The sequence below is a fragment of the Deltaproteobacteria bacterium genome (genome assembly GCA_016210005.1).
Lineage (GTDB): Bacteria > Desulfobacterota > Binatia > HRBIN30 > JACQVA1 > JACQVA1.
Genome location: JACQVA010000218.1, coordinates 1 through 12,603, shown reverse-complemented (window position 1 = coordinate 12,603; position 12,603 = coordinate 1). Strand labels below are relative to the sequence as shown.

The window sequence follows — 12,603 nt, the reverse complement described above, 5'->3', positions numbered from 1 at the left end:
CTTCGTAGTAGACCATCTCTTGTCAACGCCGTACTTGGCCGAAAAACCCTCCACTACCTTGCTCTTATGCTGCCACACCCGCGTTGCCAGCTGTGAGGTCACCCCAATGTACAGCGTGCCGTTCCGTTTGCTGGCCAGGTTGTAAACGCAGAACTGCTTGTCCATAGCGCCAAACGCCAAACTGGATTCCCGCTTTCGCGGGAATGACGGCCATAACACCGAACCACGTTACCCACAAATTTGTCGCGCAGCCCGGGTCACGTTGACTCATCCCGACCCAAGGGCTAGGAAGGGGCCACGTGGATGGCCAACCAGTTCGCATGCTGGGCGGCCTTTTTTTGTGCGGGGTGCTGACCGGTTGGTTAATGTCATGGTGACAATCCCATTGCTCAATATTTCGTTGGTCCAGGCCCTACTCGGCATAGGAGTGCTGGCTTCGATTTGGTACTACCTGACCGCGTTGTATTCAGCGCGAGAGTTCTTCCGTTGGGCTGCCCGCCAGCGGGCGGCTGCGGCGGACCCGGATGATGCGCCGCCCGGCGTGACTGTCCTCAAGCCGCTCAAGGGTCTCGACGTTCATCTCTACGAGAACCTGGCGACCTTCTGCCGGCAAGACTACCGCGGGCGCTTCCAGTTGATCTGCGGCGTGGCCGACCCCGCCGATGCCGCCGCCCCCGTGGTGCGGCAGTTGCAGCGGGATTTTCCCGGCGTCGACATCGAGCTGGTGATCGACGGACACCTCTACGGCACCAACTACAAGATCAGCAACCTGCACAATATGTATCGCCATGCCAACCACGATCTCATCGTGATTGCCGATAGCGACATCCGGGTGCAGCCCGACTACCTGCGGCGCGTGGTGGCGCCGTTGCGTGACCCGAACGTGGGCATGGTGAGCTGTCTCTACAAGGCGGTGCGCGCCGGGGGGACGCCGACAGCCCTGGAGTCGCTGTTCATCAACACCGACTTTGCCACCATGGTGATGGTGGCGCGTAAGGTAGAGAAGCCGAGCTATGCCTTCGGCGCCACCATGGCGATGCGACGCGAGACGCTCGATGCCATCGGCGGCATTCTGGCGGTCTCGAATTACCTCGCCGACGACTACTATCTCGGCCACCTCATCAGCCGGCGCGGCTTGCGGTTGGTGTTGTCGGACGTGATCGTCGAGACGGTGCTCGATGTCGGTTCATGGACTCGCTTATTGCAGCATCAGATTCGTTGGGCGCGCACGTACCGCACCGTTCGGCCCGGGGGCTACTTCGGCAGCGTTTTGACTCACGGCACGCTGTGGGCGGTGTTGACGCTGCTCTACTACGGCTTCAGTCCGGCCAGTGTTGTGGTTGCGGCCGGAGTCATTGGCCTGCGAATCGCGGCGGCGGCGTTGATGTGCTTCCGTTACCTGAGTACCGACAACACCCGCGCACAGATGCTGCTGGTCCCGCTCAAGGACCTCTTCGTCTCGACGGTCTGGCTCGCGGCCTTCCTGGGCAATCGCGTGAAATGGAGCGGGCATGACTTCCGCGTGCTCAACGGCGGCGAGATGGTTCACCTCACGCCGCCATTGCCCGCCTGGCAAAAGCCGCCATTGCTTAAGCCGACGCGCTCCGCGCACGACTCGGTGTGAAGTCCGGCGGGTGGGCCGCGGTTCGTTACTAATCGCCGCGCTCTTCAGCCCGCGGTTTCCTTGATCGCCTTGAGCGACTGGCCGCAGCCGTGGCAGAAATTGGCGCGGGCGGTGAGGTTATGGCCGCAACTGGGGCAGTAGGCGATGCGGCCCGGCTTTCGGCTTTCCGTGCCTCGTGGTGTCGCCGCTGAACGCCGCGCCTGTGCCGACTCGAGCGCGGCGATGGCTGCAAGTGCCTGCTGGGTGTAGCGCTCGCGCAAGGCGTTGAAGTCAACCGCCGTCAGCTTGCCCATCTGATAGTCGAACTCCGCCTCTTTGATGGCAGCGTAGGCTTCGAGCTTCTGGCGCTGCAGCGGGCTCAACTGGATCTCGCCCGGCGCCGGCGCGGACTGGCGGCCGAAGAACGGCCAGGCCACGAGCACCGCGGCAGCGGTAACTAGCACAACAGCGATGATGGTTTCCACGGTAACCTACGCCCCTGCTCTGTGTTTGCGCCGATGAAACTAAGACTCGAACTCCTCGAGTTCGCGTTCGAGGATCTTCTGATGTTCGCTCGGAGCCTGCGCCGCGCCCTTCGCTCCCGGCCCAGGTGACGCCGGACGGCGGTGGGTCCAACGAACGACGACCAATACCACGAAGACGCCGCCCACCAGCACCAGCGCGAACGGCATGACCCAGGCGGTCAGGTTGAACCCCGTTCGAGTGGGAGACGAGAGGATCTTCTCGCCGTACTTGTCGGCAAAGTGGGCCAGCACCTGCTCTTTGCTCTTGCCGAGCTTGATCTGCTCGCGGATCTCGGCCCGCAACGGAAGTGCCGAGTCACATTGCAGGTGGTTGCAGCTATGGACCGTGAGGCCGCAGCCGCATTGGCAGGTCAGCGACTCCTCCAGCTCTTGGAAGCTCGGCGGTGCGGCGGCCCAGCCGTGCAGGATCGCGCCGCCGCACAGCAGGCCGGCGAGCAGGCCGCTCAGAGCAAGATGACGCGCGCGCATCTGAGTCAATCTACGACCGCGGGCTCGGGCGCCCGCAGGCGCACGGTCCTGGGCTCTCGCACCGGTACCGCGGCCGGCCACATCACCACCGCGGTCCCCAGCGCCATGACCAACCCGCCATACCATAGGAAACTGATCAGCGGGTTAACGTACGCCAGCAGGGTCACCAGCTTAGTGTCCTCGTCGAAACCCCCGAGCACGAGGTAAAGGTCGCCACTGAGCGTCGAGCGGATAGCGACTTCGGTGGTGGGCTGCTCGGGCTTCTTGTAGAAGCGCTTCTCGGGTTTGAGGACGTCGATGTCTCTACCGTCCTGCGCCAGCGCCACCTTGGCGCGCAGGTAGGCGATGTGCGGGGTCGACTCCTGCTCGACGCCGTCGTAGCGCAGGGTATAGCCGCCCAACTCGAAGCTCTGGCCCTGGCTGAGGGTGATCTGCTGTTCCTGCCTGAAGACGGCGGTGCCGGTGATGGCGAAGTACATCATCACCACGCCGACGTGGATGATGTAGCCGCCGTAACGCCGGCGGTTCTTGCCGATCAGGTGCAGCAACGCCACCGCGGCATTCTCGCCCGCCACCGCCTGCCGTGCGCGCACCCCGCGGTAATACTCGAATACAATTCCCGCCAGCACGAAGACGCCGATCGAGAACGAAGTCAGCGCCCACAGCGAGCGCATCCCCAGTGCCGCCAGGCTCACGCCGCTAGCGAGGCCGGCAAGCAGCGGCGGCAGCAAGTTCTTCCGAAAACTCTGCCACCCCGCGCGCCGCCAGGCGATCAGGGGGCCGACGCCGGTGAGAAACAGCAGCACGATTCCCAGCGGCGCGTTGACCTTGTTGAAGAACGGCGGCCCGACGGTGATCTTCACCCCGCGCACCGCTTCCGAGATGATCGGGAACATCGTGCCCCAGAATACGGCGAAGGCGATGCCCACCAGCACCAGGTTGTTGAACAAGAACGCCGACTCGCGCGAGATCAGCGAGTCTAGCTCGTTTTCGCTCTTCAGCAGCCGCAGGCGGTAGCCCAGCAACCCCAGCGACACCGCCGCGCTCAGGGCCAAGAAGCCGATGAAGAACGGGCCCAGCCCCGACTGGGTGAACGAATGGACCGAAGAGATTACCCCACTGCGAGTGAGAAAAGTTCCGAAGATGGTGAGCAAGAAGGTGAGGATCACCAGCACCATGTTCCACACCTTCAGCATGTTCTTCTTTTCCTGGATCATCACCGAGTGCAGGAAGGCGGTGCAGGTGAGCCAAGGCAGGAAGGCGGCGTTCTCGACCGGGTCCCACGCCCAATAGCCGCCCCAGCCCAGCACCAGGTAGGCCCACTCGGCGCCGAAGAGGTTGCCCAGACTCAAGAAGAACCACGCGAACAAAGTCCACCGCCGCGTCGTCCGGATCCAAACGTCGCCGAGCTTGCCGGTGATGAGTGCGGCGATCGCAAAGGCGAACGGCACGGCACAGCCGACGTAGCCCAGGTACAGCGACGGCGGGTGCAACTGCATCCAGTAGTTCTGCAACAGCGGATTGAGGTCGCGCCCCTCTGGCGGCGTGAACGCCAGGCGCTCGAACGGCGGTGTTATGAACACCAGCATGGCGAAGAAGAAGACGGCGATCGCCATCAGCACCGCGTTGACGTAGGGCATGAGGTCGCGGTTACGCTCGCGGTTCTGCAGCAACACCACCGCGGTGATCGAGGTCAGGATCAGCAACCAGAACAGCAGCGAGCCCTTCTGCCCGCCCCAGAGCGCAGCGATGATGTAGTTGAGCGGCAGCGTGCTGCTGGTGTACGCGGCCACGTACTCGACGTTGAAATCGTGGGTTACCAGCGCGTGCAGCAAGGCCGCGGTGGCGATCAGCGCCAGCCCCCAGCAGGCGAACGCCGCGTGCTCCGCGCTGGCGATCAGATCGCGCCGCTGCTGCCAGCCGCCCGCCAGCGCCACCACCGTTCCGTACGCCGCCAGCACCAAGCCGACAGCCAGAGTCAGCGAACCGACTTCAGTCATGGCACCTCGCTCTCTAGTCGTAGAGGTTGGCGGCCGCGCCACCGCCCCGGCGCGTTAGGGTGAGGGGACCGCCCGATCCTGGTCTCACAACTCCCGCCTGCGCCGTCAGCCGGCGCCGCCAGGGTGCGGCTGGTCGGCTTCGGCTTCGTACTTCGACGGGCAGCTGGTCAGCACCGAGCGCGCGCGCAGCATGCCTTCGGGGGTGTATTTGCCTTCGACGATCACATCGCGTCCTTCGGCGAACATATCCGGAAGCACGCCGGTGTAATGAACCGGCACACCGTCCACAGCACCGAAATCGCTCAGCACGAAGCGCAACTCGGTGCCAGCCGTGGTGGTCTTCTTCTCGACGCTGCCGCTACGCACCCGGCCGGCGACGCGCACGCCTTCGTTGGTCAGCTCGCTCTTCCTGGCCAGAAACTCATCGATCTTGAAGTAGTACATCGAGGTCTCACGCACGCCCGCGTACACCAGGTAGGTCACCGCTCCGACCAGCAGCACCGCTCCGATCAAGAACCGCTTCTTCCTCGTCATAGCACAAGCAAGCTAGAGCAATGCCCAAGGGCTTTCAAGCCACGGCGCCGGCTCCGATCCGGCCCCGAGGTCGGCTAATCGCTCGATTGCGCGGGCTGATCGCCGGCGCGGCCATCACGCTACTCTTCTTCTCCCCTTCGCGCCCGCGGGCCGAAACAGACGCCACGCTGCGAGCTGCGAATGAAATCGAGCAGCTCGATCACCTCGGGCGGGTGCGACTCAGCGGCCAGCTCGGCCACTGCTCGACGCAGGTTGACCTTGGCGCGGAACAGGCGGCGAAAGGCGCCCCGCAGTGCGTTGATCTGGGCTGCGCTGAAGCCAGCGCGGCGCAATCCGATCAGGTTCAGCCCACGCACGGTATGGGTCCCGTCCATGATGCAGAAGGGCGGCACGTCGCGGCTGGTGCGCGACAACCCGCGCAGCAGCGCCAGCCGGCCAACGCGCACGAACTGGTGTACCGCGCAGTTGCCCGACACGAACACCCGATCATCCAGCTGCACGTAACCCCCGAGCACGGCGCCGCTGGCGATGATCGTACGATCCCCGATGCGGCAGTTGTGAGCAACGTGGGCGTTGTTCATCAGGTAGTTGTCGTTGCCGATCTCGGTTGCCGATCCGGGTTTGGTGCCGCGGTGAACGGTGACCCCCTCGCGCAGGACGTTGCGATCGCCGATCCGCACGTAACTCTCCGCCCCGGCGAAGCCGAGGTCCTGCGGCTCGCCGCCGATCACTGCGCCGCAATGGATCGTATTGTCGGCACCGATCGTGGTGTGGCCGATCAGCGTCGCGTGCGCCAGGATGCGCGTGCGCGCGCCTATCACCGCCGGCCCGTCGATTACGACGAAGGGGCCGAGCTCGGCCGTCGGGTCGATCGTCGCCCGGCGGTCAATCAGTGCGCTTGGGTGAATCATGCTTGCCGGGAGCGCGCGGCGCACTCGCTTGTTGGTCGGAATCACTTTCGCTTTGGTCGCCGGCCGGCGCGCCGGGGATGCGGTAACGCTCGCCCAGCCAGTTGCTGAGATCGATCAGGCGACAGCGCTCGGAGCAGAACGGCCGATGCGGGTTGCCCCGCCAGGTGCACTCTTTTTGACAGATCGGACAGCGAACGTGAGCCGGCATTGTGCCCAATAAACCTGAACTCGCGCCTGCCGTCAAAAATCCGTTCCCTGCGACATGACTGATCAAGCTTCGAAATCAGCGTCAATTATCCGCACCGAGGGGGCTTTTGCCTCGATTACGACATCTTCTTGGCAGCGAAAAACGGCGCGATCAAGCCTGCTGCGCCCGCGATCGTCACAATCCCGGCTAGCGGCCTGATTCGTCAGGACGGCGACCACCGAGCCGGCTGAGAACGCCCGTATTTCCTAAGCTTCTTCTGGTACGCGCGATGCACTTAGGTCTCGACGAGCACGGTTGATGTCGCCCCTAGCCACTCACATTACCAAGCACACCTGGGCCAGCAACACGCGCCGGCTGTCCGCGTCGGCTGGCGCCGTCTTGCTCGCTTTGCTGGCCTTGTTGTCCGCCCGCGTTGCGCCCGCAGACGATGCCGCGCCGGTCACCGGCCGCGCGGCGCACGGTGCGCGCTTGCTAGTTCAGACCAAGGGCGGAGTGGCGAGCGCCGAGGTGCGGGCCCTGCTGGGGCAGCACAAAGCGGCGCGGGTGAGACGGATCCGGGCGATCAGGTTGCACGTCGTTACGGTCCAAGCCGACCAACTCGAAGCGGTGGAAGCTGCCCTGCGTGCTGACCCCCGCGTGCGCTTCGTCGAACGTGATCAAGCCATCCCGCCAGCCATGCTGTCCGCCGATCCGTACATGGCCGATGCTTATCACCTGGCCCGCATCGAGTGCCCCGCCGCCTGGGATGTTTCCACCGGATCTGCCAGCGCCCCGATCGCCATTCTCGACAGTGGCGTGGACGCCAGCCATCCAGACCTCGCCGCCAAGGTGATGGCCGGCTTCAACGTCTTCGACAATACCGGCGACACTCGCGATCTCTCCGGCCACGGCACGATGGTCGCCGGCGTGGCGGCCGCGGCCAGCGACAACGAAATGGGCATCGCCGGAGTGGCCTGGTCCAATCCGATCATGCCGGTGCGGGTGACGGATACGGACGGGTTCGCCTACACCTCGACGCTGGCTGCCGGCCTAGTTTGGGCCGCGGACCACGGCGCGCGCGTCGCCAATATCAGTTTCGCCATCTTCGGCGGCCAGTCACTCGAGGCCGCGGCGCAGTACTTCGCCAGCCAGGGCGGGGTTACCTTTGCTGCCGCCGGCAACGACGGCTTTGCCCACCGTGACCAAGCTAATCCTTGGATCATCTCGGTGGCCGCCACCGACCGCAACAACCAGCGCGCGACCTTCTCTAGTACCGGCCCCTACGTTGATCTGGCGGCCCCGGGCGTGGCGATCCCCACCACCGCCCGCGATGGCGGCTACGCCAAGGCTTCCGGTACTTCATTCTCCAGCCCGATCGCCGCAGGAGTTGCGGGATTGCTCCTTGGGGCCAACCCCGATTTGACTCCGGCACAGATCGGCGACCTGCTGGCGGCCAATGCCCGCGACCTCGGGGCTGCCGGCTACGACGAGAACTACGGCTGGGGCCTGGTCAACGCCGCCGACGCGGTGGCCGCAGCGCGGGTGACGCTAACCGGTCCCGATACCACGCCGCCGGCGGTGACGATCGCCGCGCCCGGCGCCGGCGAAGCCGTGCGCGGCATCGTGACCGTTTCGGTCGCCGCAACCGACAATGGCCCGATGAAGCGCGTGGTTCTACACGTTGATGGGCGCCCGCGCGGCAGCGACGTAACCGCCCCGTACACCTTTGCGTGGGACACGCGCACGCTGGCGGCCGGCAGTTACTCCCTCAGCGCGATTGCCTACGATGCCAGCGGCAACTGGACCGTGTCGCCCGCGGTCATGATCACCGTGATCGAGTCGTTGCCGGCGGCGCGGCGTAACGTCCGCGCCAAGTCCCGCCGCCTCAGTCAGGGCCACGCCGGCCAGAGCTGACGGCGGCGCCCCGCCTCAGGCCTTCTCGGCCACGCGCAACTTGGCGCTGGCGGCGCGCGGGTTGGCTTCCACTTCCGCTTCCGACGGGCGCAACGGGCGCTTGGTCACGATCCGCAGGCGCCCGGCGGCGCGCTCCGCCACCAGGAACTGCTTGACCATTCGGTCTTCCAAGGAGTGAAATGACATCACTACAAGCCGGCCCCCGGGGGCCAGCAGCGAGACCGCTTGCGGCAGCCCCTCGCTGACCGCGTCCAGCTCGTCGTTGGCGGCGATACGCAAGGCTTGGAAGATGCGCGCCGCCGAGCGGCCGGCGCGCCAGCGGATGCGGGCGGGCAGCGCCGCGGCGATGAGGTCGAAGAGCTGGGTGGTGGTGGTGATCGGCGCGCGCTCGCGCTCGACGATGATGCGCCCGGCGATGCGGCCGGCAAAGCGCTCTTCACCGTATTGCCGAAAGATCGCCGCCAACTCGTCAACGCTGCGGGTGCGCACAATATCCGCGGCGCTCTCGCAATCGGCATCGGCGGGGTCAAAACGCATGTCGAGCGGCTCGTTGCGCATGAAGCTGAAGCCGCGGCCGCTGGCCTCGAGATGGTAGGAGCTGAGGCCGAGGTCGAACAGCACGCCGTCGACCGCGCCGAAGTGCCTTACCGTGGCGATACGGGTCAGCGCCCGAAAGCTGCCGCCGGCGAGCATGAGCCGGCCCGAATCGACCTCAGCCGCCAAGGTGCGGCGCACGGCACTCAGTAGCCCCGGGTCGCGGTCGACTCCGAGCACGCACCCATCCGGAGCACTGCGCTGCAAGAGAGCGGCGCTGTGGCCGCCGCCGTCGAGGGTGGCGTCGATGAAACGCGCCCCCGGCCGCACGTTGAGGTGCGCCAACACCTCTTCCAGCATCACCGGGCAGTGGATCGGCTGATCCATCACGTCCCGCGTAGCCCGTCCGCAAGCCGACCGCAAGCCACCCGGCGCTGAGCAAACCCGCGGTTGCGCCCCGCCAGCTTCAGCCCGGCCCAACCTCATCCGGCGCCCGCGTGATCAGCACCAGCGCGTGGATTGCCTGGCGCATCTGGTCGCCGAGCGCGGCGTAGACCATGCGGTGGCGCTCGATCCGCGCCTTGCCGGTGAAATCGGGTGAAACGATGGTGACCGTGAAGTGCCCGCCGCCGCGGGCCTCGGCATGGCCGGCATGCCGCCAGCCGTCATCAAGGATTTCAAGGCGATCAACGGCCAGCTGCCGGCGCAGCAAGCGTTCGATGGTTTCAGCCATGCTCATGGGCGGAGAACGTAGCAGTCTGCCCGCGCGGGCAAAATAGCGGCGAGTGCTTGACCCGTGCGCGGGCGACTGCTTCGTTGCGCCTATGCCGCCTACGCACCGGCGGGCGCCGCTGCTGCGCTTTCTCAGTTACGTCTGGCCCCACCGCTGGCTGATCGCCGGGGCCTCGGCCTGCGGCGTGCTCAAGTTCACGCTGCCGTTGATCTTCCCGCTGGTGCTCAAGTACCTCACCGATGTGTTGCTGGTGCCGCCAGCAGCCCGATCGCTGCACGCGACCGAGGCCACCAATCGCTGGCTCGATAACTGGTGCGCGTTCGTGCTGGCGCGCCTGCCCGGGGTCGGCAGTGGCGCGCCCGGCCGCCTGACGGTCATTGGCGCGTCCGTCCTGCTGGCTTACGCGGTGCTGGGGGTGGCCAGTTACTACCGCAGCTACTGGGCCGGCCAGGCCGGCCACCGGTTGATCTTCGACCTGCGCTACGCGCTCTACCAGCACATCCAGAGCATGTCGCACTCGTTCTTCGACGAGCGGCGCTCGGGCAGCATCGTGGCGCGCTTCGTCAGCGACATCCAGCTGGCGCAGAACTTCGTCGGCTCGGCCCTCACCAACGTCTGGATGGACGGCGCTTCGCTCGGCTTCGTGGTGTGGATACTGTTCGTGCTCGAACACCGCCTCGCCCTGATCGCGCTCGGCGTCATTCCGCTGTACGCGCTGCTGATCCGCTACTTCAGCCCGCGCATCAAGGCGGCCAGCCAATCGGTACAGGAGATGATCGAGGACTTCTCCGGCGACCTGCACGAGAAGATCGCCGCTGCCGGAGCGGTCAAGGCCTTCGGCCGCGAGCAGCACGAGGCCGAGCGCTTCTACCGCACCAGCCGTGGCTTGCTCGATCTCACCATGACCAACGTCCAGCTCTCGTCGGCCAGCCAAGCGGCGACGACGTTTCTCACCCTGGCGGCGCCGCTGATCGTGGTGTGGGCGGCCGGCACGATGATTCTCCACGGCACCATGAGCGTCGGCACCATGATCGCCTTCTACGCCTACCTCGGCAGCCTGTACTTGCCGCTGCAGCGCTTCAGTGAGCTGAGCGTAGTGGTGTCCAACTCGCTGGCGGCGATGGAGCGCATCTTCGAGTTCTTCGATATCCACGCCGAAGTGGCCGAGGCCCCCGGCGCCCCGGCGCTGGCGCGGGTCAGCGGCCGGGTCGAGTTTCGCGACGTCGGTTTCAGCTACGCCAGCCGCAGCAACGGCCGCCCCGCCTTGCAGCGGGTGTCGCTGAACATCGCGCCGGGCGAAACCGTCGCCCTCGTCGGCCGCAGCGGTGCGGGCAAGTCGACGCTGGTGTCGCTGCTGCCGCGATTCTACGATGTCACTGAGGGTGCCGTGCTGGTCGACGGCATCGACGTGCGCGCACTGACGTTGGCGTCGCTCCGCGGGCACATCGGCATCGTGCCGCAGGATCCGGTGTTGTTCAGCGGCTCGCTGCGCGAGAATCTCCTCTATGCCAAGCCGGCGGCGACCGATGCCGAGCTGGCGGCCGCCGTGCGCGCGGCCAACGCCGACGGCTTCATCGCGGAGCTGCCCGAGGGTTTGCTCACACTGATCGGCGAGCGTGGCGTGCGCCTATCCGGTGGACAGCGCCAGCGCATCGCAATTGCGCGCGCCTTCCTCAAGGACGCGCCGATCCTGGTTCTCGACGAAGCCACCTCGGCGCTCGACTCGGAGGCGGAGAACCTGATTCACCAAGCCTTGCGCCGGCTGATGGCGGGCCGCACCACGCTGATCATCGCGCACCGCCTGTCGACGGTGATCAACGCCGGCCGGATCGTGGTGCTCGAGGATGGTGAGGTGCGCGAGGTGGGCCCGCATGCCGAACTGCTGGCGCGCGGCGGCCTCTACCGCCAGCTCTATCTCGAACAGTTCCGTCATCTGCAGCAACCGCCGCCGAGCTGATGCCCACCGGCTTCGCCACCTTTGCAACCGGAGCGGTCTCGCGCTACACAATCCCCAAAACGGAGGGCAGCATGCAAAAGAAATCGTGGCAAGGCCTGATCATGGCGGGCATCGCGGGGAGCGTGCTGGCAGCAGCGGCGCACGCCGCCGAACCGGTTGCGGGCATCGATATCGGCGCCGCCTTCCCGACCTCGACATTCCGTAAGAGCGCCGATCCGGGCGGAGCAGTGGCGCCCTACCTCGGCTATCAATGGGGCGGCAAGTACGCCGTCAGCCTGCTGGCGCAGCCGCAGTTTGCCGCCTTCGGCACAGCGGTATCGACGAAGCCCGAGAGCGACCTGACGAGCATTCTCTCGCTCACCGCTGGCCCGCGCCTTTCGCTCAATGACGAGGGCAAGGAGGTGTACTTCAGCGTGCAGGGTGGCGTGTATACGGACATCAGCGGGCCGCTCAACAACTCCGATGCCGGCTACGCCCTCGCCGGCGGTTTCAATCTCGATCTCGACCGGGCGACGGCGCTGGGCCTGTTCCTTCGCCGCGACGCCGCCGGCATCCCGGCCGCGCGTGGCTCGCGGGCAGACGTGACCTTTGTAACCACCGGGGTCAGTTTGCAGCACCGCTTCCTGGCCCCACCGCCGCCACCGCCAGTAGCGGCGCCGCCGCTGGTGGCGGAGTTACCTCCGCCGGCGCCGCTGCCGCCGAAAAGGAAGATCGTGCTGCGCGGCGTCAACTTCGACACCAGGAAGGCCGTGATCCGCCCCGAAGACCGCGCGATTCTCGACACCGCGGCCGAGACCCTGACGGAGTCGGGCAGCGTCGCCGTCGCCGTCGAGGGCCACACCGATAGCCGTGGCACCGCGGCCGCGAACCAGCAGTTGTCGCTGCAACGGGCCGAGGCGGTGCGGGACTACTTAGCCAGCAAGGGCATCGATCGCGGCCGTATGAGCGTAGCCGGCTTCGCGGCCACGCAGCCAGCCGCAACCAACGACACCGACGAAGGGCGCGCACTCAATCGCCGTGTGGAATTGCGCGTCAGCGCTGAACCTTGAGGCCGGACCAGTGCGGTATGGCCGCCCGGTGCGCGACAAATTTGTGGGTAACGTGGTTCGGTGTTATGGCCGTCATTCCCGCGAAAGCGGGAATCCAGTTTGGCGTTTGGCGCTATGGACAAGCAGTTCTGCGTTTACATCCTGGCCAGCAAACGGAACGGCACGCTG

At 66.1% G+C, this 12,603-nt stretch carries 13 protein-coding genes; 4 read left to right on the top strand and 9 right to left on the bottom strand.

Going from position 1 to position 12,603, the window contains the following annotated elements; all coding sequences use genetic code 11:
- The coding region (locus tag HY699_21130; protein ID MBI4518311.1) for a GIY-YIG nuclease family protein at nt 1-165 on the bottom strand (165 nt) is incomplete at its 3' end.
- Between the two features lie 205 nt (nt 166-370).
- Here HY699_21130 and hpnI point away from each other — a divergent pair.
- Nucleotides 371-1,624 carry a bacteriohopanetetrol glucosamine biosynthesis glycosyltransferase HpnI gene (gene hpnI / locus HY699_21125; GenBank protein ID MBI4518310.1) on the top strand — a complete coding sequence of 418 codons (1,254 nt, stop codon included), beginning with the start codon at nt 371-373 and terminating at the stop codon, nt 1,622-1,624.
- 44 nt (nt 1,625-1,668) lie between these two features.
- Here the strand turns inward: hpnI and HY699_21120 are convergent, their stop codons facing one another.
- The 6 genes from HY699_21120 to HY699_21095 form a co-directional block, all read right to left on the bottom strand.
- On the bottom strand, nt 1,669-2,088 hold the full coding sequence (locus tag HY699_21120; GenBank protein ID MBI4518309.1) for a zinc ribbon domain-containing protein: 420 nt from the start codon (nt 2,086-2,088) through the stop codon (nt 1,669-1,671).
- Between the two features lie 39 nt (nt 2,089-2,127).
- On the bottom strand, nt 2,128-2,616 hold the full coding sequence (locus HY699_21115; protein ID MBI4518308.1) for a cytochrome c-type biogenesis protein CcmH: 489 nt from the start codon (nt 2,614-2,616) through the stop codon (nt 2,128-2,130).
- Between the two features lie 5 nt (nt 2,617-2,621).
- Nucleotides 2,622-4,616, bottom strand: a complete 1,995-nt coding sequence (locus HY699_21110; GenBank protein MBI4518307.1) for a heme lyase CcmF/NrfE family subunit — start codon at nt 4,614-4,616, stop codon at nt 2,622-2,624.
- Between the two features lie 105 nt (nt 4,617-4,721).
- Nucleotides 4,722-5,129, bottom strand: a complete 408-nt coding sequence (locus tag HY699_21105) for a cytochrome c maturation protein CcmE (protein MBI4518306.1) — start codon at nt 5,127-5,129, stop codon at nt 4,722-4,724.
- A gap of 140 nt (nt 5,130-5,269) precedes the next feature.
- Nucleotides 5,270-6,061 carry an acyl-ACP--UDP-N-acetylglucosamine O-acyltransferase gene (gene lpxA, locus HY699_21100; protein ID MBI4518305.1) on the bottom strand — a complete coding sequence of 264 codons (792 nt, stop codon included), beginning with the start codon at nt 6,059-6,061 and terminating at the stop codon, nt 5,270-5,272.
- Nucleotides 6,036-6,269, bottom strand: a complete 234-nt coding sequence (locus HY699_21095) for a DNA gyrase inhibitor YacG (GenBank protein MBI4518304.1) — start codon at nt 6,267-6,269, stop codon at nt 6,036-6,038. Before HY699_21095 ends, lpxA begins: the two co-directional genes overlap by 26 nt.
- A gap of 297 nt (nt 6,270-6,566) precedes the next feature.
- Between HY699_21095 and HY699_21090 the strand changes: the two genes are divergently transcribed.
- Complete coding sequence (locus tag HY699_21090) at nt 6,567-8,162, top strand: S8 family serine peptidase (GenBank protein MBI4518303.1); 1,596 nt, start codon at nt 6,567-6,569, stop codon at nt 8,160-8,162.
- 15 nt (nt 8,163-8,177) lie between these two features.
- On the opposite strand, the gene rsmH is transcribed toward HY699_21090, so the two are convergent.
- A complete protein-coding gene (gene rsmH / locus HY699_21085; GenBank protein ID MBI4518302.1) occupies nt 8,178-9,083 on the bottom strand; it encodes a 16S rRNA (cytosine(1402)-N(4))-methyltransferase RsmH in 906 nt (301 codons plus the stop codon).
- 79 nt (nt 9,084-9,162) lie between these two features.
- Nucleotides 9,163-9,435, bottom strand: coding sequence for a BolA family transcriptional regulator (locus tag HY699_21080; protein ID MBI4518301.1), 273 nt, complete (start codon nt 9,433-9,435; stop codon nt 9,163-9,165).
- Between the two features lie 85 nt (nt 9,436-9,520).
- Here HY699_21080 and HY699_21075 point away from each other — a divergent pair, with 85 nt between their 5' ends.
- Nucleotides 9,521-11,386, top strand: coding sequence for an ABC transporter ATP-binding protein (locus tag HY699_21075; GenBank protein MBI4518300.1), 1,866 nt, complete (start codon nt 9,521-9,523; stop codon nt 11,384-11,386).
- Between the two features lie 71 nt (nt 11,387-11,457).
- A complete protein-coding gene (locus tag HY699_21070) occupies nt 11,458-12,435 on the top strand; it encodes an OmpA family protein (protein MBI4518299.1) in 978 nt (325 codons plus the stop codon).
- Nucleotides 12,436-12,603: the final 168 nt, after the last annotated feature.